At 63.4% G+C, this 26375-nt stretch carries 22 protein-coding genes and 1 tRNA gene; 13 read left to right on the forward strand and 10 right to left on the reverse strand.

The window, feature by feature from the left end:
- Positions 1 to 84: 84 nt before the first annotated feature.
- Positions 85 to 1095: an NADP-dependent oxidoreductase gene (locus ABWP50_RS02225; protein ID WP_353216356.1), complete on the forward strand. Its 1011-nt coding sequence runs from the start codon at positions 85 to 87 to the stop codon at positions 1093 to 1095.
- 264 nt (positions 1096 to 1359) lie between these two features.
- The gene (locus ABWP50_RS02230; RefSeq protein WP_353216357.1) at positions 1360 to 2637 is read left to right on the forward strand and encodes a S41 family peptidase; all 1278 of its coding nucleotides are present in this window, start codon (positions 1360 to 1362) and stop codon (positions 2635 to 2637) included.
- 226 nt (positions 2638 to 2863) lie between these two features.
- Here ABWP50_RS02230 and ABWP50_RS02235 read toward each other — a convergent pair whose 3' ends face one another.
- Positions 2864 to 4318, reverse strand: coding sequence for a S41 family peptidase (locus tag ABWP50_RS02235; protein ID WP_353216358.1), 1455 nt, complete (start codon positions 4316 to 4318; stop codon positions 2864 to 2866).
- A gap of 213 nt (positions 4319 to 4531) precedes the next feature.
- Here ABWP50_RS02235 and groES point away from each other — a divergent pair, with 213 nt between their 5' ends.
- Together groES and groL are read left to right on the forward strand one after the other, a co-directional pair.
- Complete coding sequence (groES, locus tag ABWP50_RS02240; protein WP_353216359.1) at positions 4532 to 4819, forward strand: co-chaperone GroES; 288 nt, start codon at positions 4532 to 4534, stop codon at positions 4817 to 4819.
- A 57-nt stretch (positions 4820 to 4876) separates the two neighbouring features.
- Positions 4877 to 6523 (forward strand): chaperonin GroEL, encoded by a 1647-nt coding sequence (gene groL, locus ABWP50_RS02245; protein WP_353216360.1) that lies wholly within the window; start codon positions 4877 to 4879, stop codon positions 6521 to 6523.
- 198 nt (positions 6524 to 6721) lie between these two features.
- On the opposite strand, the gene ABWP50_RS02250 is transcribed toward groL, so the two are convergent.
- The 4 genes from ABWP50_RS02250 to ABWP50_RS02265 all read right to left on the reverse strand — a co-directional run bounded on the left by ABWP50_RS02250 (position 6722) and on the right by ABWP50_RS02265 (position 10580).
- Entirely contained in the window at positions 6722 to 8074 is a 1353-nt protein-coding gene (locus tag ABWP50_RS02250) for an MATE family efflux transporter (RefSeq protein WP_353216361.1), read from the reverse strand.
- 111 nt (positions 8075 to 8185) lie between these two features.
- Positions 8186 to 8392 (reverse strand): hypothetical protein, encoded by a 207-nt coding sequence (locus ABWP50_RS02255; protein WP_353216362.1) that lies wholly within the window; start codon positions 8390 to 8392, stop codon positions 8186 to 8188.
- Positions 8371 to 9738 carry an MATE family efflux transporter gene (locus ABWP50_RS02260; protein WP_353216363.1) on the reverse strand — a complete coding sequence of 456 codons (1368 nt, stop codon included), beginning with the start codon at positions 9736 to 9738 and terminating at the stop codon, positions 8371 to 8373. Before ABWP50_RS02260 ends, ABWP50_RS02255 begins: the two co-directional genes overlap by 22 nt.
- Positions 9735 to 10580 carry an SDR family NAD(P)-dependent oxidoreductase gene (locus ABWP50_RS02265; RefSeq protein ID WP_353216364.1) on the reverse strand — a complete coding sequence of 282 codons (846 nt, stop codon included), beginning with the start codon at positions 10578 to 10580 and terminating at the stop codon, positions 9735 to 9737. The genes ABWP50_RS02260 and ABWP50_RS02265 overlap by 4 nt, the downstream gene beginning before the upstream one ends.
- Before the next feature lie 69 nt (positions 10581 to 10649).
- Between ABWP50_RS02265 and ABWP50_RS02270 the strand changes: the two genes are divergently transcribed.
- Together ABWP50_RS02270 and ABWP50_RS02275 are read left to right on the forward strand one after the other, a co-directional pair.
- On the forward strand, positions 10650 to 11267 hold the full coding sequence (locus tag ABWP50_RS02270) for a TetR/AcrR family transcriptional regulator (protein ID WP_353216365.1): 618 nt from the start codon (positions 10650 to 10652) through the stop codon (positions 11265 to 11267).
- Positions 11268 to 11308: 41 nt separating this feature from the next.
- On the forward strand, positions 11309 to 11938 hold the full coding sequence (locus ABWP50_RS02275; protein WP_353216366.1) for a class I SAM-dependent methyltransferase: 630 nt from the start codon (positions 11309 to 11311) through the stop codon (positions 11936 to 11938).
- Here the strand turns inward: ABWP50_RS02275 and ABWP50_RS02280 are convergent.
- Complete coding sequence (locus ABWP50_RS02280; RefSeq protein ID WP_353216367.1) at positions 11928 to 12704, reverse strand: MlaA family lipoprotein; 777 nt, start codon at positions 12702 to 12704, stop codon at positions 11928 to 11930. The genes ABWP50_RS02275 and ABWP50_RS02280 overlap by 11 nt on opposite strands.
- A 104-nt stretch (positions 12705 to 12808) precedes the next feature.
- Between ABWP50_RS02280 and ABWP50_RS02285 the strand changes: the two genes are divergently transcribed.
- Genes ABWP50_RS02285 through ABWP50_RS02305 form a run of 5 tightly spaced genes read left to right on the forward strand, consistent with a single transcriptional unit; the run spans position 12809 to position 19182 of the window.
- A complete protein-coding gene (locus ABWP50_RS02285) occupies positions 12809 to 13798 on the forward strand; it encodes an ArsR/SmtB family transcription factor (RefSeq protein ID WP_353216368.1) in 990 nt (329 codons plus the stop codon).
- On the forward strand, positions 13789 to 14751 hold the full coding sequence (gene metF / locus ABWP50_RS02290) for a methylenetetrahydrofolate reductase [NAD(P)H] (protein WP_502950956.1): 963 nt from the start codon (positions 13789 to 13791) through the stop codon (positions 14749 to 14751). Before ABWP50_RS02285 ends, metF begins: the two co-directional genes overlap by 10 nt.
- Positions 14748 to 15797, forward strand: coding sequence for a homocysteine S-methyltransferase family protein (locus tag ABWP50_RS02295; RefSeq protein ID WP_353216369.1), 1050 nt, complete (start codon positions 14748 to 14750; stop codon positions 15795 to 15797). The genes metF and ABWP50_RS02295 overlap by 4 nt, the downstream gene beginning before the upstream one ends.
- The gene (metH, locus tag ABWP50_RS02300; protein ID WP_353216370.1) at positions 15794 to 18403 is read left to right on the forward strand and encodes a methionine synthase; all 2610 of its coding nucleotides are present in this window, start codon (positions 15794 to 15796) and stop codon (positions 18401 to 18403) included. Before ABWP50_RS02295 ends, metH begins: the two co-directional genes overlap by 4 nt.
- Positions 18404 to 18459: 56 nt before the next feature.
- The gene (locus ABWP50_RS02305; RefSeq protein WP_353216371.1) at positions 18460 to 19182 is read left to right on the forward strand and encodes a hypothetical protein; all 723 of its coding nucleotides are present in this window, start codon (positions 18460 to 18462) and stop codon (positions 19180 to 19182) included.
- A gap of 4 nt (positions 19183 to 19186) precedes the next feature.
- Here the strand turns inward: ABWP50_RS02305 and ABWP50_RS02310 are convergent, their stop codons facing one another.
- From ABWP50_RS02310 to ABWP50_RS02325, 4 genes are all read right to left on the reverse strand, one after another.
- Positions 19187 to 19624, reverse strand: coding sequence for a PaaI family thioesterase (locus ABWP50_RS02310; protein ID WP_353216372.1), 438 nt, complete (start codon positions 19622 to 19624; stop codon positions 19187 to 19189).
- Positions 19621 to 20487, reverse strand: coding sequence for a glutathione-dependent disulfide-bond oxidoreductase (gene yghU, locus ABWP50_RS02315; RefSeq protein WP_353216394.1), 867 nt, complete (start codon positions 20485 to 20487; stop codon positions 19621 to 19623). Before yghU ends, ABWP50_RS02310 begins: the two co-directional genes overlap by 4 nt.
- 555 nt (positions 20488 to 21042) lie before the next feature.
- Positions 21043 to 22278, reverse strand: a complete 1236-nt coding sequence (locus ABWP50_RS02320) for a serine hydrolase domain-containing protein (protein ID WP_353216373.1) — start codon at positions 22276 to 22278, stop codon at positions 21043 to 21045.
- Positions 22279 to 22300: 22 nt separating this feature from the next.
- On the reverse strand, positions 22301 to 22522 hold the full coding sequence (locus tag ABWP50_RS02325; protein WP_353216374.1) for a DUF6356 family protein: 222 nt from the start codon (positions 22520 to 22522) through the stop codon (positions 22301 to 22303).
- A 108-nt stretch (positions 22523 to 22630) separates the two neighbouring features.
- Between ABWP50_RS02325 and ABWP50_RS02330 the strand changes: the two genes are divergently transcribed.
- Positions 22631 to 22705: transfer RNA gene (locus tag ABWP50_RS02330), tRNA-Val, on the forward strand.
- A 213-nt stretch (positions 22706 to 22918) separates the two neighbouring features.
- The gene (locus ABWP50_RS02335; RefSeq protein WP_353216375.1) at positions 22919 to 26233 is read left to right on the forward strand and encodes a TonB-dependent receptor; all 3315 of its coding nucleotides are present in this window, start codon (positions 22919 to 22921) and stop codon (positions 26231 to 26233) included.
- Positions 26234 to 26375 lie beyond the last annotated feature (142 nt).

Here is a 26375-nt window from a genome sequence, read left to right on the forward strand (position 1 = left end):
TGGGCAGCCTGTTCAAGTGAGGGGCTGCCCCGGCCGCAGCAAGCCTGCCATATTTTTGATCCCGTGTTTTGAGGACTGCGCGTCATGACCACCACCCGCAAATGGCTGCTGAAATCCCGCCCGTCCGGCGCGCTGCAGGACAGTGATTTCGATCTGGTGACCCTTCCCATTCCGATTGTGGGCGATGGCCAGTTTCTGGTGCGGATGACGCATTTCTCCTTTGATCCCACGCAGCGCGGCTGGCTGGGCGGCGATACCTATCTGCCCGCCGTGCCGATCGGCGGCGTGGTGCGTGCTGGCGGCATTGGCGAAGTCATCGCCAGCCACCATCCCGGTTTTGCCGCCGGCGATATGGTGCAGGGCACGTTCGGCTGGCAGGAACATGCGCTGAGTGATGGCACCACCGAAACCGGCCCGGTCACCAAGCTGCGCGCCGGCGTCACGCCCGAGCAAGCGCTGGGCGTGTTCGGCGTCACCGGCCTGACCGCCTGGTTTGGCCTGACCGAAATCGGCAAGCCAAACGCCGGTGACACGGTGCTGGTGTCCGGCGCTGCGGGCGCCACTGGCAGCGTGGTGGTGCAGATTGCCAAGGCGCTGGGCTGCAAAGTGATCGGCATTGCCGGCGGGCCAGAAAAATGCCGCTGGGTGATGGAACAGGCCGGCGCCGATGCCTGCATCGATTACCGCGCCGGCAATGTCGCGCGCCAGATCCGCGAACATGCCCGCAAGGGCGTGCAGGTGGTGTTTGAAAATGTCGGCGGCGAGATCCTGGACGCGGCGCTGGCCAATCTGGCGCTGGGCGCGCGCGTCGTGCTGTGCGGCGGCATTTCCAGCTATAATGATACCGCCGAAGATCGCTCACCGGGCCTGCGCAATTATATGAACCTCACCGTCATGCGCGGGCACATGCAAGGCTTCATCGTGCTCGATTTCGCCAAGCGCTACGGCGAAGGCGTCGCGGCCCTGTCCAAGCTGATGGCGCAAGGCAAGCTGAACACCGCCGAGGATATCCAGCACGGTTTCGAAAACTGCCCGGCCACGCTGCGGCGATTGTTTGAAGGCAAGAATTTCGGCAAGCAGTTGCTGGTGGTTTGATTTCAGGTCTGGCTTATCAAGATTTCACAAGGATAAATGAGCCTCCGGCGGGCAGGGCTGAGCCCTGCACCACTCTCGTTTTTGTTCGGTCCAAAGCTTTGAAACATGGCGGTGAACCAACAATTTGGTGGAGGGGGCACCCCCGTCCGATGCAGGCTGTAACGTCAGGCTGCGTGGACACATTCAAACGTCGAAATCGGTGGCGGCTTCGCGATATCTTTTGCCGAACGCCGCCTTTCCCTGGCGAACAATAGGAGCCCTTGGATGCGTCCCCTGATAGTCCCTTTCGTCTCCATCTGGCTGCTTGCAAGCGCCGCTCTCGCCGCTCAGCCTGCGCGGGACGCCGCAGCGGAGATCGCGCAAATCGTTGAGGCGCGGTACTTCGATCAGGCACGCGGCCGCGTCATTGCTGATAGCCTGCGGGCTTCCGCGTCGCGAGGCGACTTTGACCGGTACGTCCCTCCCAATGAACTCGCGGCAGCCATCACCCGCGTCCTCGAGCCTTTCGACCGTCACTTCCGCGTCAGCTATGCGCCCATACAGCCCGTCGCGGCGGGTGCCGCGCCCGCGCTGTCGCATGACGACGAACAAGCCTTGCTCGACCGTCGCGCCAACTATGGTTTCCGCCACGCCGAAATTCTGCCGGGTAACATCGGCTACCTCGACATGCGCCATTTCGCCCATATCGATTTCGCCGACGAAAACTCTCCCGCCAAGCGCGCCGCCGATGCCGCCTTGCAGATGCTCGCCGGCACCGATGCACTGATCGTTGATCTGCGCAGAAATGGCGGGGGCTCGCCAGCGATGGTCGGATACTTCGCGAGCGCCTTCACCCCGCCCGGGGCCGATATTTACAATGTCTTCCGCTCTCGCGGCGGTACGCAGAGCGAACGACCAGGCCGGCCGCATCCTGCGCCGCGCATCGACTTGCCACTTTACATCCTGGTCAGCGGCCGCACCGCGTCGGCAGCCGAAGCGCTCGCTTACACGCTGCAAGCCGCAAAGCGGGCGACGATCGTCGGCGAAGCCAGCTACGGCGGCGCCAACCCCGGCGGCGAGGAGCAGACGCCGAGCGGCTGGCTGGTGTTCGTGTCGACCGGCTCGCCAATCAACCCGATTACCAAGCAAAACTGGGAAGGGACCGGCGTGCGGCCGGACGCACCCGTCGCGGCAGCCGGGGCGCTTGGGCATGCCCGCCGGCTGGCGCTGGAAAGGCTCGTCGCTGCTCAGCCGTCGGGCATTGCGGCGCTCGACACGCGCTGGGCGTTGGAAAGCCTTATGGCCCCAGTTCAGCGCATCGACGTAACAGCCTATCTCGGGAGCTACAGTGGTGCCGCAGTTGGGGTTGCCGCTGACGGCACGCTCGAATGGCGTCGCGGCCGCCGCCCTGCTCTTGCGCTTCAGGCGCTCGGCGCGGACATCTTCGCTATCCGCGACGATCCCGCGATGCGAGTGACGTTCGAGCGCAACGCCAAGGGGCAGATCGTCACCGCCGAACTCAGCGCTTCCGACGGTTATGTGTCGTCTTGGCGCAAAGAGTAGCGGCGGCTGTATGTGCGGTAAAAGAGTGTCACATCCGAAAGGACTTGAGACATGCCACAAAACAGCTTCCCGTCTTTCTCGTCGAATACCTGCCCGTCCGCTTCCCACCCAATTCCAGTCATTCAGCTTGTTTTGTAAGTCAGCCGATTGCCGACTGTTCCGTAGTTTTTGAATTTGTCTACGCCGCCTGGCTTGCGAACAAAACAGGCCCATCAAAACTTTCGCGTTAAAACAAGCCGGGCATGTCGCGCTGGGCGGCGCTGGGGGTGCTGGCCAGCAGCGGCAGGCGGCCCAGGGATTGTTCGCGGGCATCGGCGCCGGCGCTGGCGATGGCCGAGCAGGCGCCGCCGGTCATGGCGCTGATGGCTGTGCTGATCGAGGTTTCGGTGCGGCCAAAGGGCTGGCTGAATTGATCTGCCGCCGCGCAGGTGCGGCCGCCGCGGCCCGGGAACAGCGGGGCCAGGCCGTTGAAATAATCGCCCTGCCGATTGGCGTTTTCCAGCGCGAAGGCGACAACGCGCAGCCGATCATCGCAGGCTGCCCGGTCAATGCCGATCTGCCCCACCGGCTTGCCGGCGGTGTTGCCGCCGACCAGCAGCGTGTTTTCGCGCAGGTAGGGCAGCATCGAATTGGGCACGGATTCGCTGGCCGACGCCGAGCTTTCGGTGGTGATGAAGGCGATTTTTGTCGGCGAGACGCTTTCGGGCGCGCTGCGGAACAGGCGGGTGGTATTGCTGGCGGATTTTGATGGGCGGAAGGTGGTGAAGCTGTAGACGTCGCTGGCTAGCCGGTTGCCGCCGAGCAGATCGCCCATCAATTCCGATGTGCGCACCAGGCCGCCGCTGTTGTAGCGCACATCGATGATGACCTGGCTGATGCCTTCGGCGCGGAAGCGGGCAAACGCCTCGCGCAGCGGCGCATCTGCACTGCTGATGAAGCTGCGCAGGTTGATATAGCCAAATTTGCCATTGGCACCTTCATCGAACACCAGGCTGCCAAAGCGCGGCGACAGGGCTGGAATGTTGAACTCGGCGCGGGTGATGGTGACGGTGCGCACGTCGCCGGTTCCCCGATTGCGCAATTCCAGGGTGCGGGTGACGCCGGCCGTGGTTGGCCCCAGCGCATCGGAAACGGCAGCGCTGCCGCCCCCTGAAAAAAGCGTTGTCACCGGCACCAGATTGGTGGGCGTGGTGCCGATGGCGAGGATTTCATCGCCGCGATCGATGCCGGCGGCAAAGGCTGGGCCGGTTTCAAAGGCATCGATGATGAAGGTGCGCCGGGCCGCGCTGTCATATTGCAGGCGGATGCCGAAGGCGGCGGTTTGGCCAGACGAGAAGAAGGCATTTTCTTCGGCGATGGACGTGATGTAGGTGAAGCCCTTGTCGCGACTTTTGGCCCGTGCCGTCGCGGTGAGGGCATCGATATAGGCCTGCACCGTGCTGAACGGCGCTGGATCCAGGCTGGCCGGCAAATCCTCGGGAAACAGGTAGTTCTCGCGGATTTGGGCTTCGGCCCACAATTGCCGTTCGCGCAGGCTGCATTGGTTGCTGGCAGTGGGTGTAGGGCTTGGGGTTGGCCCGCCGGCAGTTGGCGTGCTGCCGCCGCCGCCGCCGCAGGCGACAAGCGACAGGCAGAGGGCGCAAATCAGGGCGCGGGACGAAAGATCGGAACACAATTTCATGACGGGAGGGTCGCAGAAAAAGCCACTGCCTGTCCAGCGACGCTTTGCTGCAGGATCAGGCGCGGCGGCTGGGCGCAACGCAAAAAATATGCGGGCGGCTCGCCTTGACGATCCGGACCTGCCGACCCATATGCAGCATCGCTGGTGGCACTCGCGAAGGGTGAGTGCCAGCAGATCATATTCGTTCCAATTTCAAAGCAAAGAGGTAGAGCAATGGCATTTCGTCCGCTGCATGACCGCGTTCTCGTTCGCCGTATCGAGGCAGAAGCAAAGACCGCTGGTGGAATCATCATCCCCGACAGCGCCAAGGAAAAGCCACAGGAAGGCGAAGTCGTCTCTGTGGGCACTGGCACCCGCGCCGATGACGGCACCGTGACCGCCCTGGAAGTGAAGGCCGGCGACAAGATCCTGTTCGGCAAGTGGTCGGGCACCGAGGTCAAGCTGAACGGCGAAGACCTGCTGATCATGAAGGAAAGCGATATCCTGGGGATCATGGGCTAACAGCCTGAAATCCAGTGAATATCGTTTGTTCGGAACATTTTTTGAGGAGTTAGCCACATGGCTGCCAAAGACGTAAAATTCGGCCGCGATGCCCGTGAGCGCATCATCCGCGGCGTGGACATTCTTGCTGACGCCGTGAAGGTGACGCTGGGTCCCAAGGGCCGCAACGTGGTCATCGAAAAGAGCTTCGGCGCACCGCGCATCACCAAGGACGGCGTGACCGTTGCCAAGGAAATCGAACTGAAGGATCGGTTTGAAAACCTCGGCGCCCAGATGGTTCGCGAAGTTGCCAGCAAGACCAACGACGCTGCCGGTGACGGCACCACCACCGCCACCGTGCTGGCCCAGGCCATCGTGCGCGAAGGCATGAAGTCGGTTGCGGCCGGCATGAACCCGATGGACCTGAAGCGCGGCATCGATCTGGCTGTCACCAAGGTTGTTGCTGATCTCAAGGCGCGTTCGAAGCCGGTTGCCGGCTCGTCGGAAATCGCTCAGGTTGGCACCATCTCGGCCAACGGCGAAACCGAAATTGGCGACATGATCGCCAAGGCGATGGAAAAGGTCGGCAAGGAAGGCGTGATTACCGTCGAAGAAGCCAAGGGCATGGACAGCGAGCTGGACGTGGTTGAAGGCATGCAGTTCGACCGTGGCTATCTGAGTCCGTATTTCATCACCAACGCCGAAAAGATGCAGGTGGAACTCGAAAGCCCCTACATCCTGATCCACGAAAAGAAGCTGTCGAGCCTGCAGGCGATGTTGCCGGTGCTCGAAGCCGTGGTGCAGTCGGGCCGTCCGCTGCTGATCATTGCCGAAGACATCGAAGGCGAGGCCTTGGCCACCCTCGTGGTCAACAAGCTGCGCGGCGGCCTGAAGGTTGCTGCTGTCAAGGCCCCGGGCTTTGGCGATCGCCGCAAGGCCATGCTGGAAGATATCGCCACGCTGACCGCGGGTGAGATGATCAGCGAAGACCTGGGCATCAAGCTGGAAAATGTCACGCTGGCGATGCTGGGCCAGGCCAAGCGCGTCACCATCGACAAGGACAACACGATCATCGTTGATGGCGAAGGCTCGGCCGAATCCATCAAGGCGCGTGTGGACCAGATCCGTGCGCAGATCGAAGTGACCACCAGCGATTATGACCGGGAAAAGCTGCAAGAGCGTCTGGCCAAGCTGGCCGGCGGTGTTGCCGTGATCAAGGTTGGTGGCAGCACCGAAGTGGAAGTCAAGGAGCGCAAGGACCGTGTGGACGATGCGCTGCACGCCACCCGCGCTGCTGTCGAAGAAGGCATTGTGCCCGGCGGCGGCACGGCTCTGCTGTATGCCACCAAGGCGCTTGATGGCCTGAAGGGCTATAACGACGACCAGACCCGCGGCATCGACATCGTTCGCCGCGCGTTGCAGGCCCCGCTGCGCCAGATTGCCATCAACGCCGGTTTCGATGGCGGTGTGGTTGCTGGCAAGCTGCTGGAAGGTGAAGACCAGACCATCGGCTTCAATGCCCAGACCGAAGTCTATGAAAATCTCGTCGTGTCCGGCGTGATCGATCCGACCAAGGTTGTGCGCACGGCGCTGCAGGATGCGGCATCGGTGGCATCGCTGCTTATCACCACCGAAGCGGCTGTGACCGACCTGCCGAGCGACGACAAGGGTTCGCCCGGCGGCGGCATGGGCGGCATGGGCGGCATGGGCGGCATGGATTATTGAGATTGAGGCGGCCGCCGGCAGCAACCGCTGCCGGCGGACTCGCCGAAATCCGGCCGACATGAAAAAAGGGCGGGGAGCAATCCCCGCCCTTTTTTGCATGATCGACGACGCGGCTCCGCCGCGCACTTACTTCCTTACCTTCTTGAACACCCCAGCGGACTCGGCGGCTCCGCCGCCGGCCGCGCCCTTAACACCCGCTCACACCCCCCGAGGCCGCGCCGTCCAAACCGCCAGCATATTCACCAGCCCATAAGCCACCGTCCCCGCCGCCGCCGCTGCAAACACGCTGCCCATCGGCGCCGCATGGGCGGCCAGCCACGTCGCCCCGCCAGCCGTGATCGCAAGGCGGATGACCCCTGCCATCAGCGGCCCGCGCATCTGGCCCAGGCCCTGCGCAGCAAAATACAGCATCAGGCCCAGCCCGAAGAAACAGTAGAACGGGCTGGCGATCCGGAACCACAGATTGCCGGCGGCAAACACCTGGGGATCGCTGGTGAAGCGGTCCATCCACAGTTCCGGCACGATCAGCAGGAATGCACTGATCAACGCCGCGCCCAGAAAGCCGAGCAGCCCGGCCAGTTTGGTGACAGCCCAGGCGCGGTGATGCAGGCCGGCGCCGCTGGCCGCGCTGACCATCGTCAACACCCCGGTGCCAACCGCAAACAGCAGCGGGATCATCAGATTGTCGACGCGCGAGGCGATGCCATAGCCGGCCACCGCCTCCACGCCATATTGGCCGACCGATCCGGTGAGGGCGATCAGAGTCAGGCTGGACAGCACGGCGCCAAAGGCGGAAATCAGCCCGACACCCATGATGGCACGCACCGGCGCCGCGCGGGCCGGATGCCAGTGCAGGTGCAGGGGGCCGTCCCCGCGCCGCAGCCAGCGCACATAGATGATCAGCGAGCCGACATAATAAAGCAGCGTCGCAATGCCGGCGCCGGCAATGCCCAGTGCCGGCACCGGGCCCCAACCCAGGATCAGCACCGGTGACAGCGGTATCAGCAAGACAGCGCCGCCAATCGACACCATCGCTGGCAGTTTGACTTCGCCCGACGCGCGCAAGGCCGATCCGATCAGATTGACCATCCAGAAGATCACCGAGCCGCCGAACATCCAGCCTGAAAACGCCAATGCCTGAGACAGCGTGCCGCCGCGCGCGCCCAACGCGGCATAAAATAGCGGCCCACCCAGCAGGGCAGCGGCGGTGAATATGATGCCAAAGCCGACCGCGAGCAGCATGGCATGCCAGAGCAGTTCGTTGGCGAGCGCCTGGTTGCCGGCCCCCTTGGCGCGGGCGATCGACGCTGCCACGCCGCCGCCGATGCCGCCGCCGCTCATGGCGCCCATCAGCAGCACCATCGGCAGCACGAGCGCGACGGCCGCAATCGCTTCAGTGCCAAGCTGGCTGACCCAATAGGCCTCCAGCACCGCGACGAAATTTTGGGCAAGGATCACCACGATCACCGGCAGCGTCAGCCGCGCAAGCGTTGGCAGGATCGGCCCCGACAAGATCGCTGCAAAGCGGGGGTCGACGGCATTGCTGTTCATTATTGGTGCCTTGTGTTCGCGATGTGCACCATGCGGCGGCGCGGCTACTGTGGCAACCAAGTGCAATTGCCAGCCCGGTTCAGGGTTGCAGCCGCCAGTGTCTGGCGGCGTTCAGCGGGCTGGCTGCGGCTGCACTGCGGCTTTCGCTTGAGCTTGCGCTTGCGCCGCCGCGACATCGGCATTCGCCTTGTCGATCACGGTTTGCTCGTTGCCCGCCGGCGCAGCACTCTGTTTTGAGCAGGCTGCCAGCAGCAGGATGAAGAGGGCAGCAGTAGCGCGCATGCGCGTACCATAGCTCAGGTCGGCCGCGCCCGCCACACCGCTGCCATGTTGATCAACCCGAACATCACGCTGCCGGCGGCGGCTGCCAGATAGAGTTGATCGAGCGCTGCCGCCTGGCTAGCGAGCCATGCCGCGCCGCCAGCGGTAACCGCCAGCCGCACGATGCCGGCCAGCAGCGGCCCGCGCATGCGGCCAAAGCCCTGCGAGGCAAAATAGAGCATCAGGCCCAGCCCGAAAAAGCCGTAGCTGGGGCCGACTCGATGGAACCACAGGCTGCCCGCGGCATGCACGGCGGGATCGGCAGTGAACCAATCCATCCACAGGCCGGGCGCCGCCATCAGCACAAGGCCGATCACCATGCTGCCCGCAAAGGCCAGGCCCGCAGCCAGCCACGCCGTGCGCCAGGCGCGTGCATGCTGGCCGGCGCCCGATGCGGCGCCCACCATGGTGACAACACCGGTGCCCAGCCCGAACAGCAACGGCACCAACAGGCTGTCGACGCGCGAAGCCAGGCCATAGCCGGCCAGCGGTGCCGTGCCATACTGGCCGACCGACCCGGTGATGGCCACGATGGTCAGGCTGGCCAGCAAGGTGCCGACCGCCGAAACCAGCCCGACCCGCATGATGGCAGCGAACAAGGCGGGATCCAACGGATGCCGGGCCAGTTTGAGCGGCCCCCGATGGGAATGGGTTCCGGGCCGCAGCCACAGCAGGAAGGCGACCAGCGCGCCGGCATAGAAGATCAAGGTGGCCAGGCCTGCACCGGCCACGCCCATCGCCGGCAGCGGGCCAAAGCCAAAGATCAGCAGCGGCGACAGCGGCACCAGGACCGCCGCGCCAGCCAGGTTGATCTTGGCGGGAAGCTTGACTTCACCAGCCCCGCGCAAGGCCGCGCCGATCAGATTGACCAGCCAGACGATGGTGGCGCCGCCAAACACCCAGGCCGAAAAATCCAGTGCCGCTTGCAGTGTCTCGCCGCGCCCACCGAGAGCGGCATAGAGCATCGGGCCGGCAAGCTCGGCTGCGATGGTGAACAGCAGGCCAAAGCCGATGGCGATGACAATGGCGTGCCACAGCAGCGCATCGGCCCGGGCGTGATCGCCGGCCCCCTTGGCGCGCGCCACCGCCGCTGCCACGCCGCCGCCGATCCCGCCGTTGCTCATGGTGCCCATCAGCACGAACAGCGGCAGCACCAGTGCAACACCGGCCACGGCCTGGGTACCGAGCCGACTGACCCAATAGGCTTCGAGGATGGACACGAACAATTGCGCGGTAATCACCAGCAGCACCGGCGCTGTGAGCTTGGCCAGCGTTGGCAGGATCGGGCCGGACAGGATGGCGGCAAAGCGCGCATCGGGCGTGGGTTTGGCAGAAGCGTTCATTTCGTCATTCCTGCCATTACCTGTTGCATCATGCGCGTGCGCCAGACCCGCGGCAGCAGCAGCAGCGCCGCCTCCAGCCCCTTTGACAGCCAGCCGGGGCGGACGGTGCCGATGCGGCCCAACGCTGCCAATGCGCCGCGTGCCACCACATCGGGCGTTTGTGCCAGCCCCATCGTCATGCCGGCGCGTGCGGCAAAACCGCTGGTGATCGGGCCGGGGGCCACGGCCAGCACATCGATGCCGTGCGGCGCCAGTTCCAGCCGCAGCCCTTCGGCCAGCACCTGCACAAAGCCCTTGGTGGCGGCGTAGGCGGCGGCGCGCGGCACACCCTGAAAGCCGACGAGTGAGCTGAGCAGTATCAGGCCCGAGCGGCGGTTGGCCCGCCGCGCGCGCATCTGCCGGGCCAGCGCATGGGTGATGGCCACCACCGCCCGGCAATTGACATCGATCATCGCGAGTTCGGCCGCGACATCGCCATCGATGAAATTGCCTGATGTGCCAAAGCCCGCCGCCAGCACCGCCAGCCCGACATCATGTGCTGCCGCAATGGCCAGCACAGCCGCAACGCCATCGGGCTGGGCCAGATCGGCGGCGACGACCGCGCACTTGATGGCGTGGCGGTTGGCAAGATCGTCGGCGAGTTCGTTCAGCAGGGCAGCACGGCGGGCGACGAGAATGAGGTTGACGCCGGCTGCCGCCAATTCGACCGCGCAGGCCCGGCCGATGCCATCGGATGCACCGGTGACGAGCGCCCATGGCCCGTAATCACGGGCGACACGGGTGGTGAGACGCGGGGTGAGACGCGGGGTGAGACGCGGGGTAGGGAGCGGGCGGGTCATCATATACCTATCAATGATAGCCTATCGTTGATAGGTTGACAGCAACTGTCAATAGCGATTTTGGCAAGGCCCGTGACCGAAACTATTGTCCAACCCGCCGAACAACTCGCCCAAGAACCCGGGCAGACCCGCCGCGACCAGATTCTGGCGGTGGCCGGCGATCTGTTTTTGCGCCACGGCATCACGCACGTGACGACGCGCCAGATCGCGCAAGCGGTTGGGATCAGCCAGCCATCGCTTTATGCGCATTTCCGCACCCGCGAGAGCATTGCGGTGGAATTTTGCCAGCGGGTGTTCGTGGCGCTGGGCGAACGGCTGGCGGCGGCGGGAGCGGCAGACGGTGATCCACCGGCACGGTTCCGGCGCATGGGGCATGTCTATATCGAGTTCGGCTTGAACCAGGAGGCGGCGTACCGCGTTGCGTTCCTGATGGACATGCCCGAGCATAGTGCGGCCGATCGCGAGGCGGTGGTGGTGGCCGGCGTGGGGGCGTTTGCCGTGCTGCGCGCGTTGATTGCCGAAACGCACCCCGATCCCGACATGGTGGCACAATCTGCGTGGGCGGGGCTGCACGGGCTGGTGGCGCTGCTGCTGGCCCGGCGCGAATTTCCGTGGGCGGCGCGCGCGCAGCTGATTTCCCATCATGTTGAAGGCCAATGCGCTGCCGTTTATGGCCTGCCCGGGCGATAGTCGGGCTTGGCGGCGCGGTGGCGGCGTGCAACGATATTGCCATGGGCCTGTATTCCGAAACCATCTTTCCCTGGCTGCTCGACAAGGCGCTTGGGCATCCGAACATCATGGCGCGGCGCCGTGCACTGGTGAGCGGCGCAGTGGGGGAGGTGCTGGAAATCGGCTTTGGTTCCGGGGCTACCCTGCCGTTTTATGACCGCGCCAAGGTGTCCAGCCTGACCGTGGTGGAGCCATCGCAAGGCATGAATCGGCGCGCAGCGGCAGGGCTGGCGCAGTCGCCGGTGCCGATCAGATCCGTGCCGTGCGCCGGTGAGCAATTGCCGTTTGAAGGCGGCGTGTTTGATACGGTGGTCTGCTGCCTGACCCTGTGTTCGGTGCGCGATGTTGGCCAGGTGCTCGCCGAGGTGCGCCGTGTGCTGAAGGCTGGCGGGAAATTCCTGTTTCTGGAACATGTGCTCTCGGACGATCCGGACCGGCAGCGCTGGCAGCACCGGCTCAATCCGATTCAGAAAATTGTGGGCGTTGGCTGCAATCTGAACCGGCCATCGGCACATCTGGTGCAGGCGGCCGGATTTCAGCTGGAACCGCTGCCGGCGCAGGAGGTGGAATATGCCTTTGGCGCGCTCAAGACGCTGACGCCGCTGGTGATGGGCGCGGCGATCAGAGTTTAGGCGGGGTTGGTTCGGGCGCTGGTTCCGGGGCTGGTTCAGGCTCAGGCTCAGGCTCAGGCTCCCCGAACGGGTCTTCCTCGGCGAGCAATTTGCCATCGAGCAGTTGCAGCCGGCGGCGTTGCAGAAAGGCGGAGCGGGCAAGCGCGTAATCATCAAGGCTGTCAGCCAACAATTTGTCGGCGCCGGCATCGGTCAGGCTGTTGCGGAACGTGACGGTGCGGCCGGCGATCATGGCGATGCGAATGTCCCAACCCGGGCTGAGCCAAGCGTTGCGGGTGATATCAGCGGGATCAACAAAAAAATCCACCGATGTGGCCAGGCCATCGCGCAGGGTGGACGGGCCGAACAGCGGCAGCACCAGATACGGCCCGGATTTCACCCCCCAGCGTGCCAGCGTCTGCCCGAAATCTTCGGTTTCGCGCGGCCGGCCCAGATCCGTGGCGACATCCAATATGCCACCTGCACCCAATGTGGTGTTGAGGAGGAAACGGTCCAGGGTGCGAAAGGCCTGGTCCAGCTTGCCTTGCAGCACGGCATTGGCAAAATTGGCCGGCTCCGCATAATTGCCATAGGCGTTGGTGACGGCGCTGCGCACCGGCGGCGGCACGGCGGCGCGGTAGACATTGGTGGCCGGGCGCAGCGCAAACCGATCAAGGCCATTGTTGAAGCGGTGGATGCGGCGATTGTTACGCTCCCAGGGATCAGCCTGCGCCTGTGCCAGATCGGTGTTGCCGGTGCTGGCGCACCCTGCCAAAAGCAAGGCCATCGAAACAAGAGCAGCGCCGCGAGCCATCGAGCGCAATGTCGCACGGCGCGCCCGCCGCAGCAATCCGCTTGACTGACATAAAGAATTCTTTATGTGATTTTCAAGTGGACGATTTGCTGAACATTTTCCGGGCGCTGGGTGATCCCAGCCGGCTGCGCATCCTGCTGCTGGTGCGCGGCATGGAGCTGGCGGTTGGCGAAATCGCGCTGATTTTGCAGCAGAGCCAGCCGCGTGTCTCGCGCCATCTGCGCATTTTGGCGGAAGCCCGCCTGACCGACCGTGTTCGCGAAGGCGCATGGGTGTTCGTGCGGCTGGGGCCGGCGGCGATCAGTGCGCCGGTGCTGGCCTTGATCGACACGCTGGCAGTTGCGGACGATTTGGGCGCTTCTGATCGAGTGCGCCTGGTTGCGGTGCGCGCCGATCGGGCTGCGTCTGTCGATGCCTGGTTTGCGGCGCATGCCGGCGAATGGGAACAGGAACGATCGCTGCACATCCACGAAGCCGGGGTGGAGCAGGCGATCTTGGCGGCTCTGGATGGCCCGCTGGGTGATCTGGTCGATATTGGCACCGGCACTGGCCGCATGATTGAATTGCTGGGGCCGCGCGCCAGCACCGCGCTGGGGCTGGACCGCAGCCCCGAAATGCTGCGGCTGGCGCGCAATCGCCTTGATGCAGCTGGGCAGGCAAGCGTGCGCATGCAGGAGGGTGACATGTATGATCTGCCGTTGGCGGCGGCGGCCTGTGACACGGTGATGCTGCACCAGGTACTGCATTTTGCCGATGATCCCGCCGCCGTGATTGCCGAGGCTGCCCGCGTGCTGCGGCCCGGCGGCCGGCTGGCGGTGATTGATCTGATGCCGCACGGGCGCGAGGATTTGCGCGTCGAACGCCGGCACCTGCGCCTGGGCTTTGGCAACGACAATGTGCTCGGCTGGATGGCCGATGCCGGCCTGCACGGCGAGGTGGCGGCGCAATTGCACCCGCAGCGCTCCGATGAGCTGGGCGTGGCGCTGTGGCTGGGCCGCAAAGGCTCCGCCCTGCAGGATCAACCGCCGCCCCCGCGGGATCAACTGAAAGTGACGTCATGGCCCTGACCCCCAACCATCTGACGCTGGGCCAGATGGCCGAAGCCGCCCGCGCGCTTAATGGCCCGCTTTATGCGGATTTGCCCGGCGATCTGGCGGTGTCGTTTGAGTTTTTTCCGCCCAAGACCCCTGCCATGCAGGACAGTTTGTGGCAGGCAGTGGAAACGCTGGTGCCGCTGGGCCCGCGTTTCTTTTCGGTTACCTACGGCGCCGGCGGCTCCACCCGGGAGCGCACCCATGCCACCGTGGCGCGCATCGCCAGCCAGACGCCGGTTGCAGCCGCGGCCCATCTGACGTGCGTGAACGCCACCGCCGAAGAGCTTGATGATATTGCCGATGATTATTGGGCGGCCGGGGTGCGCCATATCGTGGCCTTGCGCGGTGATCCGCCCAGTGGGCCTTTGGGAGGCGGTGAGGCGGTTTTCACGCCCGTGGCGGGCGGCCATGCCAGCGCTGCCGCGCTGGTTGCGGCCCTGAAACGCCGCCATGATTTTGAAATCTCGGTCAGCTGCTACCCCGAAGTCCATCCCGAAGCGGCCAGCCCGGCCGCTGATCTTGCGGCGCTGAAGGCCAAATGTGATGCCGGCGCCACCCGCGCCATCAGCCAGTTCTTCTTTGAGCCGGACAGTTTTTTCCGGTTTCGCGACAAGGTGGCAGCGGCGGGCATCGATGTCGAACTGGTGCCCGGCATCTTGCCGGTGACCAATTTTGCCAATTTGAAGCGCATGGCAGCCGGTTGCAACACCAATGTGCCGGTGTGGATGGCGCATCTGTTTGAAGCATTGGATGACAAGCCTGCGGCCCGGCAATTGGTGGCTGCAACGGTGGCGGCCGAGCTGTCGCGGCGGCTTTATGCCGGCGGCGTGCGCCATTTTCACTTTTACACGCTCAACCGGGCTGAGCTGTCCTACGCCATCTGTCACATGCTGGGCAAACGCCCGGTTCAGGAGCTTGCGGCATGACCGACGCTGCCAAATCACTGCGGGAAGCTGCCGCCAGCCGCATCCTGATCAAGGACGGTCCCTATGGCACGGCCATCCAGGGCCTGGGGCTGAGCGCGGCGGATTATGCCGGCGATATCGCCAACAATCATGATCAGAAGGGCAATAATGATCTGCTCAATCTGACGCGTCCCGCTGACATTGCCGGCGTGTGCAACCAATATATTGCCGCCGGCGCCGATCTGCTGGCCACCAACACATTCAACGCCAACCGCATCAGCCAAGCGGATTACGGCATGGAAAGCCGGGTGCGCGAGATCAATCTGGCCGCTGCCAAGGTTATTCGGGATTGCGTGGATGCTGCCACGGCCGCCGACGGCAAGCTGCGCTGGGTGGCTGGCAGCCTGGGGCCGACCAACAAGACGCTGTCGCTGTCGCCGCGCGTGTCCGACCCAGGCTACCGTGAAGTCAATTTTGACGAGGTGAAAGACGTGTACCGCGAGCAGATCGACGCGTTGCTGGATGGCGGCGTCGATTTCATCCTGATCGAAACCGTGTTCGACACGCTGAATGCCAAGGCAGCGGCGTTTGCGGCTGCCGAAGCCGGCGATGCGCGCGGCCATGATGTGCCGGTGATGCTGTCAATGACGCTCACCGATCTGTCGGGCCGCAACCTTTCGGGCCAGACGGTCGAGGCGTTCTGGCATTCGATCCGCCATGTGAAGCCGGTGGCGGTGGGCCTGAATTGTTCGTTTGGCGCCACCGAACTGCGCCCGCATGTGCAGGCGCTGGCCAAGGTGGCCGACACGCTGATCATGACCTATCCCAACGCCGGCCTTCCCAATGATCTGGGCGCTTATGACGAGCAGCCGGAAACCACGGCGGGCCATATTCGCGGCTGGGCCGATGAGGGGCTGGTCAATATTGTGGGCGGCTGCTGCGGCAACACGCCTGCGCATATCGCGGCGATGGCGCGGCGCGTGGCGGGCCTGCCGGCGCGCATGGTGCCAACCGAAGTTCCGGAATTGCGCCTGTCCGGCCTTGAAGCGCACCGGTTTGCGGCATGAGACCGGTTTCCTTCATCAATATCGGCGAACGCACCAACATCACCGGTTCGGCTGCGTTCAAGAAGTTGATTTTGAACGGCGATTACGCCGCCGCCGTCGAAGTTGCGCGCCAGCAGGTCGATAATGGCGCGCAAATCCTTGATGTGAACATGGACGAAGGCCTGCTCGACAGCCAGGTTGCGATGGTCACGTTCCTGAATCTGATCGCGGCCGAGCCCGATATTGCCCGCGTGCCGGTGATGGTGGATTCATCGAAATGGACCGTGATCGAAGCCGGCCTGAAGTGCCTGGCCGGCAAGGGCATCGTCAATTCGATCAGCATGAAGGAAGGCGAAGCGCAATTCCTTGAGCAGGCCAGGAAATGCCTGCGCTACGGCGCTGCTGTGGTGGTGATGGCCTTTGATGAAAAGGGCCAGGCCGACACCGCGCAGCGCAAGATCGAGATTTGCGAGCGCGCCTACAAATTGCTGATCGGCATCGGCTTTCCGCCCGAAGACATCATCTTCGATCCCAATGTCTTTGCCGTAGCCACGGGCATCGAGGAACATGACAATTACGGCGTCGATTTCATCACCGCCTGCGCCGAAATCCGCCGCCGCTGCCCGCACGCCCATATTTCGGGCGGCGTCTCCAATCTGTCCTTCAGCTTTCGCGGCAACGAACCGGTGCGCCGGGCGATGCACAGCGTGTTCCTTTATCATGCCATCCAGGCCGGCATGGACATGGGCATCGTCAACGCCGGCCAGTTGGATGTGTATGACGCCATCGATCCGGAATTGCGCGAACTGGCCGAGGATGTGGTGCTCAACCGCCGCGCTGATTCAACCGATCGGATGCTGGCCGCTGCGGACCGGTTCAAGGGCGGCCTGATCAAGACCGCCGATCCGGCTGCCGAGCTGTGGCGCACTTGGCCGGTGGAGAAACGGCTGGAACATGCGCTGGTCAAGGGCATGGACGCCTTTGTCGAAGCGGACGCCGAAGAGGCAAGGCTGCAGATGGCGCGGCCGATCGAAGTCATTGAAGGCCCGTTGATGGCCGGCATGAACGTCGTTGGCGATCTGTTCGGCACCGGCAAGATGTTTCTGCCGCAGGTGGTGAAATCCGCCCGTGTGATGAAAAAGGCAGTGGCGCATCTGCTGCCCTATATCGAAGCGGAAAAGCAGGCCGGTTCATCGTCCAAGGGCCGCATCATCATGGCGACAGTGAAGGGCGACGTGCACGATATCGGCAAGAATATCGTTGGCGTCGTGCTGCAATGCAACAATTTTGAAGTCGTCGATCTGGGCGTGATGGTGCAGGCGCAGACCATCCTGGACGCGGCGGTGGCCAATGATGCCGACATGATCGGGCTTTCGGGCCTGATCACGCCCAGCCTCGATGAAATGGTGCATGTCGCCGCCGAAATGCAGCGCGCCGGCATGACCATGCCGCTGCTGATCGGCGGCGCCACCACCAGCCGCGTGCACACCGCGCTGCGCATCGCGCCGGCCTATACCGGCCCGGTGGTGCATGTGCTCGATGCCAGCCGCGCCGTCGGTGTGGCCGGCACATTGGTATCAGATACGCTGAAGGACGATTTTGTTACGGCTACGGCAGCGGAGTATGAAAAAATCCGCGTGCAGCGCGCCGGCAACGCGCAATCCGTGCTGGTGCCGATTGAAAAGGCCCGCGAAAACCAGTTTCCCACCGATTTTGCCGCCTTTCCGCCCGTGCAGCCCAGATTCACTGGCGTGCAAACCATAGACGATGTGACGGTGGACATGCTGGTGCCTTACATCGACTGGACGCCGTTTTTCCGCGCCTGGGAACTGCACGGCAATTATCCGGCGATCCTGACCGACGAGGTTGTCGGCGCCAGCGCGACCGGCCTGTTTGCCGATGCGCAGGCCATGCTGAAGCAGATTGCCGATGAGAAGTGGCTCAGCCCCAAGGGCGTGGTGGCGATCTGGCCGGTGCGGCGGGACGGCGACGATGTGCTGCTCTATGCCGATGAGCGGCGCGGTGAGGTGTTGGCGCGGATGCCGTTTCTGCGCCAGCAAGTTGCCAAGCGGGAGGGCCGCGCCAACATGTGCCTGGCGGATTTCATCCACCCTGAGGCCGATTGGCTCGGCTGTTTTGCCGTGCAGGCCGGGCAGGGGATTGATGTGCAACTGGCGCGCTTCAAGGCCGGCCATGATGATTACAACGATATCCTGCTGAAGGCGCTGGCGGATCGGCTGGCCGAAGCCTTTGCCGAATATCTGCATGAGCGCGTGCGCCGCGAGATCTGGGGGCATGAACTTGGCAACCGGATGAGCAATGAGGATCTGATCCGCGAGCGTTATACCGGCATCCGCCCGGCGCCCGGCTATCCGGCCTGCCCTGAACATAGTTTGAAACGCGGCATTTTCGATCTTTGCCAAGTTGAAGACCGCGCCGGCATCACGCTGACCGACAGTTTTGCGATGCTGCCCACCGCGGCGGTATCCGGCTTTTACTTTGCCCACCCGCAAACTGCCTATTTCGGCGTGGCGCGCATCGGGCCGGACCAATTGGCGGATTATGCCGAGCGGCTGGGTGTCAGCCTTGAGCGCGCCGAGCAGTTGCTGCGGCCAAATCTGGACTAGCCGGCAGGGGTTGGCGCAGCCTATTGAGGCGCGTTCCCTTATAGTCTGCTGCTGCATTGACCGCACCCACCGCCTCCTTCCTGACGTCTGGCACTGGCCTCTTGCCGGAGCGCCGGCGTGTGCCCGTGCTTGCCATCGTGCTGGGCCTGCACGTGCTGCTCATCTTGCTGCTGATGCTGCTGGCGCCGCCGGAGCCCAAGGGCAAGCGCGGTGCATCGTCGATGGTGGCGGTGAACATCGCCGCACCCACCCCTGAGCGCGCACAGCCCACGCCGCAAAAGCAGCAGCAGCGCCCGCCATCACCGCGCGCCGCGCCGCAACCCGAAGCCATCGTTACCGTGCCCGATGCGCCGCCGGCCAAATGGAGCTTCGGCGATCCGGCCCTGCGCGGCTTTGATCTGTCAAAGGTGCCGCCGGCGCAAAGCCCGCCCGCGCAAATGGCTGCGGGCGGCCCGCCCGACACGGCGGTGGTGGGGACCGCGCCGGATGGCAGCAAGCTTTATGCCGCCGAATGGCAGCGTGAGCCGACCGATACCGAACTGGCATTCTACATCCGCGGCAAGGGCCGCCCCGGCGCGTGGGGCCTGATCGCCTGCCGCACCGCGCCGCGCTTCCGGGTTGAAGATTGCAAGGCGGTCGGGGAATCGCCCGGTTCCGGCCTGGGTTATGCCGTTCAGGAAGCCGCCTGGCAGTTCCGCGTGAAGCCGCCGCGCATCGACGGCCAATTTCAGGTGGGGACGTGGGTGAGCATCCGGATCGATATTCGGCAGGGGGAATAAAGGCTTACACCATCTTCGCCGCCACCTTGGCCGCATCGATCAGGCTGATCGTGCTCGATGCCTTGGCCAGCACCTTGCCGTCCAGCGTGGTCAGCTTGCCTTCGGCAAACACGGTGCGGCCGCCGGCCTTTTCGATCCAGGCTTCGGCCAGCACGCGCCCCGGATTGGCGGGGGCGAAGTAGCTGACCTTCAGTTCCAGGCTGATCGGCACGCGTTCAAAACCATATTTGGCCATCACGGCATGGGCCATGGCAGCATCGATCCAGCCGGCGACAAAACCGCCCTGGGCAACGCCGCCGGAATGGCAGATGGCGGGCAACACTTCATATTCGATTACCGCATGGCCGGGATCGAAGCGCACGATGCGGCGCTGGGCCAGGCTGTGGCCCAGCGTGCCTTCGGGATGGGTATCGGGCGGTTGGCGAAAAACCGGCTCGCTCATGCCGGCTTGCCGATCTTGTCTTGCGTGCGCGTGTCGAAATCCGATGCGTCGTGGCGTTCGAGCAACTGGCTCGATGGCTCGCCATAGGGGCGGTTGACCATGCGGCCGCGCTTCACCGCCGGGCGCTCGCCGATCTGTTTCGTCCAGCGGATGACGTTGGTGTAGCTGGAAACCTCGAGGAATTCGCCGGCCTCATAGAGCAGGCCCAGGCTCATTGCGCCATACCACGGCCAGATCGCCATATCGGCAATGCTGTATTCGCTGCCGGCCATGTATTCGTTTTGCGCCAGATGCCTATCGAGAACGTCCATCTGCCGCTTCACCTCCATGGCGAAGCGGTTGATCGGATATTCCTGCTTGGTGGGGGCATAGGCATAAAAATGCCCGAAGCCGCCACCCAGCATGGGGGCCGAACCCATTTGCCAGAACAGCCAGCACAGCGCCTGCGTGCGGGCATGATGATCCGCCGGTAGAAACGCGCCGAATTTTTCCGCCAGATACAGCAGCATCGCGCCGCTTTCGAACAGATGTGTGGGCGGCGACGTGCTGTGATCCACCAGCGCTGGTATCTTGCTGTTGGGGTTCACCCCCACAAATCCGCTGCCGAACTGATCGCCGCTGCCGATGTTGATCAGCCAGGCATCATATTCGGCGCCCGCATGGCCGGCAGCGAGCAGCTCTTCGAGCAGCACCGTCACCTTGACGCCATTGGGCGTGCCCAGGCTGTAAAGCTGGATCGGGTGCTTGCCGACCGGCAGCGCCTTGTCCTGCGTGGGGCCGGCGATGGGGCGGTTGATGTTGGCGAAGCGCCCGCCAAACTCCTTGTCCCAGGTCCAGACTTTGGGCGGCACATAATCGGTCATGGTGGCTCTCCTGATCGGCTGATCACTCATGTGGCGCATCGAGGCGGCGTTTGCCAAGCTGTCAGACCGGTGAGAAATCATTGGCCACCGGCAAGGCGAGCACCGTCACCAGTTTTGACACATTTGACGAATCGGGCGGCATACAGCGTTGTTCTTGTGGGGATATTATATTTTTCTGGTTTTTTCCTTCACGGTGCCGCTACACCCCAGCCATCACCAGCCACAATGACAGGCTTTGGCCATGTAGGACAGGGCAGGGCCTCCGGCAGGCAGGGACTCGTCTGTGCACCCAGTTGTCTGGCGCGGCGTTCAACCTCGAATGGTAACTCCGCGTTTGATATGAGGTTTGGCTTCGTTGCGCTGACCGTATCCACACTATTTCGTCGTGCGTCCCGGAATTGTCCGCATGTGATGGATTTGGTTTGCTCAGCCATTCGCTCGCAATAGCTGGCAGCTGCGGCGGGAACACTCGAATTGGTTGCCGCCAGCAGCCCGGCAAAAAAACAGCGAAGCCCGAAACCTCATCGCCTGCTCTCCAACGCTCAAGTGAACTGCTCAATCATCCAGCGCGGCATAGACCATGGTGCGCATCTGTTTGCGCACTGGCCAGGTGGAGGACGGGATCAATTGCGTCATGAAGATGCCGATCAATTCTTCTTCCGGATCCACCCAGAAGAAGGTGCTGGCGGCGCCGCCCCAGAAATAATCGCCGTCGCTGCCGGGCATGAGAGTCTGGCTGGCGCTCATGGTGGTGGCAAAGCCGAGGCCGAAGCCGACGCCGTCATAGGCTGCCTCGCTGAACAGCGATTTCGACATCGATGCGATGCTGCCGCCGCCGGGCAGGTGGTTGGCAGTCATCAGATCGAGTGTCTTGCGGCTGATCAGGCGGTGGCCGTTCAGCGTGCCGCCGTTCAGCAGCATGCGGGCAAATTGCAGATAATCCTGCGCCGTGGACACCAGCCCGCCGCCGCCGGAAATGAAGCTGGGCGGGGTCAGGAAGCTGGAGGTGGTGGCATCATCCTGCAGCTCGATGGTGCCATCACGCTTTGGCTGGTAGCAGCCGGCAAAGCGGTGGGCCTGGCCTTCGCGGACGTGAAAGCCGGTGTCGATCATGCCGAGTGGCTGGAAGATTTCCTCGGCCAGGAACTGTTCGAACGGCTTGCCCGACACGACCTGCACCAGCCAGCCGAGCACATCGGTGGCCACGGAGTAATTCCATGCCTCCCCGGGCGAAAACTCCAGCGGCAGCTTGGCCAGCGTCTTGATCATGTCCTCCAGCGATCCGGCCTTCTCGATCTCCCCGATCTTTTCGGCGCGGTAGGCGGCATCGACATTGGTGCGCAGCTGAAAGCCATAGGTGAGGCCGGCGGTGTGGCGAAACAGATCGACCACCTGCATCGGGCGCGCCGGCGGCCTGGTCTGAAAACCGGTCTTGTGGGTGCCGGCGACGAACACGCCCAAGTTTTTCCACTCAGGGATATATTTGTGCACCGGATCATCCAGCGCAATCAGCCCGCGTTCGACCAGCATCATCAGCGCCACTGATGTGATCGGCTTGGTCATCGAATAGATGCGAAAAATCGTGTCTTCGCGCGCCGGAATGCCGCGTTCGACATCGGCGAGCCCTTGCACGCTCAGATGCGCGATTTCACCGTGCCGGGCGACCAGCGCCAGCGCACAAGGCAGGCGGCGCGTAGCGATATAGTGATCGGCCAGCAGCGCATCCAGCCGCTCCAGCCGGGCTGACGACAGGCCAAGATCAGCTGCCGGATCGGGCACGGGTGCGGTCATGGTCTAGTTCCCCAAATAGTCGTCAAAGCGTCGGCTGATCGAACTTGCGCGGCGCGACGTCCTTGTAGAGCGCAATGATCGCATCCGATCCTGCCGTCTTGTAGAGGCCGGGCACCAGGCCGTGCACAAAGCATTTGAAGCTGGCGGCCAGCAGCCGCCCGCCAACGCCGAACGCCGCGCCCAGATGCTCGGTATAGGTTTCGTTCACGCAGCGGGGGTGATCGAGAAACAGCCGGGCAAACATTGCAGGCACCTCATGAAGGGGGGCAAGGGGATTGTGCGCACATTGGCAGCGGCCGGGCCGGGGTGCAACCTTGCATCCAGGCGGCCGCGCAGCTAGTCGGCAGCGCGTGGGCGGTTAGCTCAGCGGTAGAGCGTCTCCTTTACACGGAGAGGGCCGGGGGTTCGAAACCCTCACCGCCCACCAGCATTGTTGGCCATGCTACGACACAGCCTCGGTGTTGCTGCACCGCAACAGTCAGCCAACAACTTGGCGATGTGTGCGGCGAACTGCAAAAGGGTCATGAACAAGCCATGAGCCTGTAACATAAATGTCATGATTACGCGGCTAGAGGATGCTGATTGCGCGGAATTGCGTCCGGCAACGAATTTCACCGCCACCAGCCCCAGGGGTATTGTCATGCGTCATCTTCGTCTTGGTGTTGCGCTCGCCGCGCTCGCCGTCCCGGCTTTTGTCATCCCGGCTGCGGTGCAGGCCCAGGAAACCACAGCTGCCATTCGCGGCTCCATCGTTGACGAGAAAGGCGCGGCGATTGCCGGTGCCGCCATCACCGTCATCCACACGCCGTCGGGCACGCGCGTTTCGCAAACATCGGGCGGCGGCGGTGAGTTCAATGCCACTGGCCTGCGCCTTGGTGGCCCCTACAGCATCACCGTCGCGGCACCCGGCTTTGACGCTGTCACCGAAACGCTGGACGGCTTGACCGCCGGCACGCCGCAGCGTGTTGAGGTCATGCTGGCCGCCGCTGGCAGGGCCATCACCGTGACCGCCGCACGCACCCGCAGCGCCATCAGCATCGGTACTGGCGCTGCCACCGTGCTGACCGCGCGGGACATTGCCGGCGTGGCCAACGTCAATCGCGATATCCGCAACCTCGCTGCACGCGATCCGATGGTTAACATCGATCCTACCAACGGCGGTGCCATCTCGATTGCCGGCCAGAACAACCGCTTCAACCGCTTCACCGTCGACGGCGTGGCCTTCGGCGACCCGTTCGGCCTGGAAGCCGGCGGCCTGGTGTCGACGCGCGGCCCGGTGCCATTGGATGCCATCGGCGAATTTTCGGTCGAAGTCGCGCCGGTGGACATTCGCCAGGGCTTTTTCCAGGGCGGCGCCATCAACACCCAGCTGAAGTCTGGCAGCAACCGCTTTACGGCGCTGGCTGGTGCATTTTACAACAGCGACAAGCTGCGCGGCGACAATGCCCGCGGCGTGCTGCGCACCGGCGCGTTTGAATCGCAGATCTACACCGCGCAGCTGACTGGCCCGATCATCAAGGATCGCCTGTTCTTTGCCGTCACCTACGAGCGCACGCGTGACGTTGTGCCGGCTGCCATCAGCCCCGGCTCGCTTGGCATCACCGATGCGCAAATCTCGCAGATCAGCCAGATTGCCCAAAGTGCCTACGCGTTCGACACCGGCGGTGTTGCCAGCGACATCCTTGAGAAGGATGACAAGGTCGTCGCGAAGTTCGATTTGAACATCGCTGATGGCCACCGCGCTGCGTTCACCTACATGTACAACGAAGGTTCGGTGCTGGCCGGCCAGACCGGCGTTGGCGAATTGAACGCCACCAACCCGACCTTCGCGTTGCTGTCCAACAACTACAACCAGGGCGCGGTCAACCACTTCGGCATCTTCGAAGTGAACGATCAGTGGAGCGACAATTTCTCGACGCAGGCGCGTGTCTCCTACGCCGATTATGTGCGTTTGCAGGTGCCGTTCAGCGATCGCAACTTCGGTCAGTTCCAGGCCTGCCTGGATGCGGTCAACCCGGCGCCGCCCGCTGTCACCGTGCCGCCACAGCCGGCCAACGGTTCGGCACCATTGACCTGCGCACCCGGCACGCGCCGCCTGCAATTTGGCCCGGATATCAGCCGTCAGGCCAACGAACTCAGCTCGCAGTCGCTGAACTTCGAATTCCAGGCAACACTGAAGATGAACAATCACAGTGTGAAGGCGATTGTTGAGCGCCGCACGCAAGCGGTGAACAATCTGTTTGCCCAGCGCGTGAGCGGTGGTTGGTATTTCGATTCGGTCGCCGATCTGACAGCGCGCCGCGCCAACGAAGTCGATTATGCCGTGCCACTGCGCGGCGGTATCGATACGGTGCGGGCCGAATTTGAAAACAACAGCTGGTCGTTTGGCATTCAGGACACGATCGATCTTGGCAATCTGACGCTGGTTGCCGGCATGCGCTACGATCTGTTCGACACGCCTGACGAGCCGTTTTTCAATGATGCGTTCACGGGCCGTTACGGATTTCGCAACAACAGCACGCTCAACGGTCGCGGCTTGTTCCAGCCTCGGCTTGGCCTGAACTGGCAGCTTAGCGATCGCCTCCAGTTGCGGGGGTCGGCTGGTATCTTCGGCGGCGGCAACCCGAACGTCTGGATTTCGAACAATTATTCCAACCCCGGCCCGACGCTGGGCCGCGTGCAGGTGCGCCGCAACACGGATGGCACCTTCACCATTGCCGGCATCACCGGCTTGACAGCCGACCAGCAGAACACCATTGGCGCGGCGACGTTGAATAACGTCACGGGCGGTACTGGCATTCCGCAGTCGTTGGTTGATGCCATCCGCACCACCGGCACGGCGACGTCGCCGACCAACTCGCTGGATCCGGGCTATCGCATCCCATCGACATGGCGCGTTTCCGGCACGCTGGAATATCTGGCCAACCTCGGCTTCCTTGGTGACGAGTGGAAGCTGGGCCTCGATGTGGTCTGGAGCCGTTCCAACAATCAGGCGACCTGGACCGATCTGCGTTCGGTGCCAAACGGCACGTTGCCAGATGGCCGTCTGCGCTATCAGCAATTCCCCGGTCTGGGTCCGAACGCCACCACACAGGATGTGTTCCTGACCAATGTCGATCAAGGCTACAGCTGGAACATCGTCACCCGCTTTGACAAGCGTTGGTCCAATGGGTTCCGCCTTGGCGGTGCTTACACGTTCCAGCGCGCACGGGACGTGAACAACGGCACGTCGTCGGTGGCGGCATCAAACTACAACAACGCCGCAGCTGGCATCGATCCGAACAATGCCGCCTATGGCATTTCCAGCTATCAGCGTGACGATGCCTTCCGCCTGACCGCCAGCTATGATTTCAATCTGTTTGGTGACAACACGACCCGCGTCGAATTGTTTGCCAACAGCCAGTCCGGCCAGCGTTTCAGCTATACGTTTGCTGATCAGGCATCTGGAAATAACCGTTCGGCGGTGTTCGGCGTGCCCGGCACCAACAACCGGTATTTGCTTTATGTTCCTAACGTAAGCTCGATCACTGCCGACACCCGGGTCGTCTATGCCCCAGGGTTCGATTTTGCCGGCTTCCAGAATTTCGTGCAGAATTCGGAACTTAATCGCTTCCAGGGCGGTATCGCGCCCAAGAACATCGGCAAGACGCCGCGGTACAACCGCATCGATCTGGCGCTGCGCCAGGAAGTGCCGTTTGTGTTTGGCGGCAAGATCGAATTGAGCGCCGACATCGAAAACTTCCTGAACCTCGTCAACAAGGATTGGGGCGTCATCCGCCAAGTCGCGTTCCCGGGCTATGGGACAGTGGCCAACGTGACCTGCGCCACTGTAGCCTGCACCCAGTACCAGTTTGCCAACCGGTCAAACACCGGGGTCTTCCTGCCGCCGACCGAGGGCGTCAATCTGAACGGATCATTGTGGGCCATCCGCTTTGGTGCTCGCGTCAAGTTTTGATCCACACTGCAACTGCAACGAAAGGGGTGGCCGCGAGGCCGCCCTTTTTTGTTGGTGCGTTGCCGTTGCCAGTGGGCTGTGAATATCCCTGTGGATAACAGCCTGCCGTCAAGCAAACGTCACGGCATTGTCATCTGCATCC

Source organism: Sandarakinorhabdus sp. (assembly GCF_040398645.1).
GTDB lineage: Bacteria > Pseudomonadota > Alphaproteobacteria > Sphingomonadales > Sphingomonadaceae > Sandarakinorhabdus.

Bases quoted from the DNA above. Each gene is read 5' to 3' on its own strand.
- ABWP50_RS02225 (WP_353216356.1), top strand. From the start codon at position 85: ATGACCACCACCCGCAAATGGCTGCTGAAATCCCGCCCGTCCGGCGCG.
- ABWP50_RS02230 (WP_353216357.1), top strand. From the start codon at position 1,360: ATGCGTCCCCTGATAGTCCCTTTCGTCTCCATCTGGCTGCTTGCAAGC.
- ABWP50_RS02235 (WP_353216358.1), bottom strand. From the start codon at position 4,318: ATGAAATTGTGTTCCGATCTTTCGTCCCGCGCCCTGATTTGCGCCCTC.
- groES (WP_353216359.1), top strand. From the start codon at position 4,532: ATGGCATTTCGTCCGCTGCATGACCGCGTTCTCGTTCGCCGTATCGAG.
- groL (WP_353216360.1), top strand. From the start codon at position 4,877: ATGGCTGCCAAAGACGTAAAATTCGGCCGCGATGCCCGTGAGCGCATC.
- ABWP50_RS02250 (WP_353216361.1), bottom strand. From the start codon at position 8,074: ATGAACAGCAATGCCGTCGACCCCCGCTTTGCAGCGATCTTGTCGGGG.
- ABWP50_RS02260 (WP_353216363.1), bottom strand. From the start codon at position 9,738: ATGAACGCTTCTGCCAAACCCACGCCCGATGCGCGCTTTGCCGCCATC.
- ABWP50_RS02265 (WP_353216364.1), bottom strand. From the start codon at position 10,580: ATGATGACCCGCCCGCTCCCTACCCCGCGTCTCACCCCGCGTCTCACC.
- ABWP50_RS02275 (WP_353216366.1), top strand. From the start codon at position 11,309: ATGGGCCTGTATTCCGAAACCATCTTTCCCTGGCTGCTCGACAAGGCG.
- ABWP50_RS02280 (WP_353216367.1), bottom strand. From the start codon at position 12,704: ATGGCCTTGCTTTTGGCAGGGTGCGCCAGCACCGGCAACACCGATCTG.
- metF (WP_502950956.1), top strand. From the start codon at position 13,789: ATGGCCCTGACCCCCAACCATCTGACGCTGGGCCAGATGGCCGAAGCC.
- ABWP50_RS02295 (WP_353216369.1), top strand. From the start codon at position 14,748: ATGACCGACGCTGCCAAATCACTGCGGGAAGCTGCCGCCAGCCGCATC.
- metH (WP_353216370.1), top strand. From the start codon at position 15,794: ATGAGACCGGTTTCCTTCATCAATATCGGCGAACGCACCAACATCACC.
- ABWP50_RS02310 (WP_353216372.1), bottom strand. From the start codon at position 19,624: ATGAGCGAGCCGGTTTTTCGCCAACCGCCCGATACCCATCCCGAAGGC.
- yghU (WP_353216394.1), bottom strand. From the start codon at position 20,487: ATGACCGATTATGTGCCGCCCAAAGTCTGGACCTGGGACAAGGAGTTT.
- ABWP50_RS02320 (WP_353216373.1), bottom strand. From the start codon at position 22,278: ATGACCGCACCCGTGCCCGATCCGGCAGCTGATCTTGGCCTGTCGTCA.
- ABWP50_RS02325 (WP_353216374.1), bottom strand. From the start codon at position 22,522: ATGTTTGCCCGGCTGTTTCTCGATCACCCCCGCTGCGTGAACGAAACC.
- ABWP50_RS02335 (WP_353216375.1), top strand. From the start codon at position 22,919: ATGCGTCATCTTCGTCTTGGTGTTGCGCTCGCCGCGCTCGCCGTCCCG.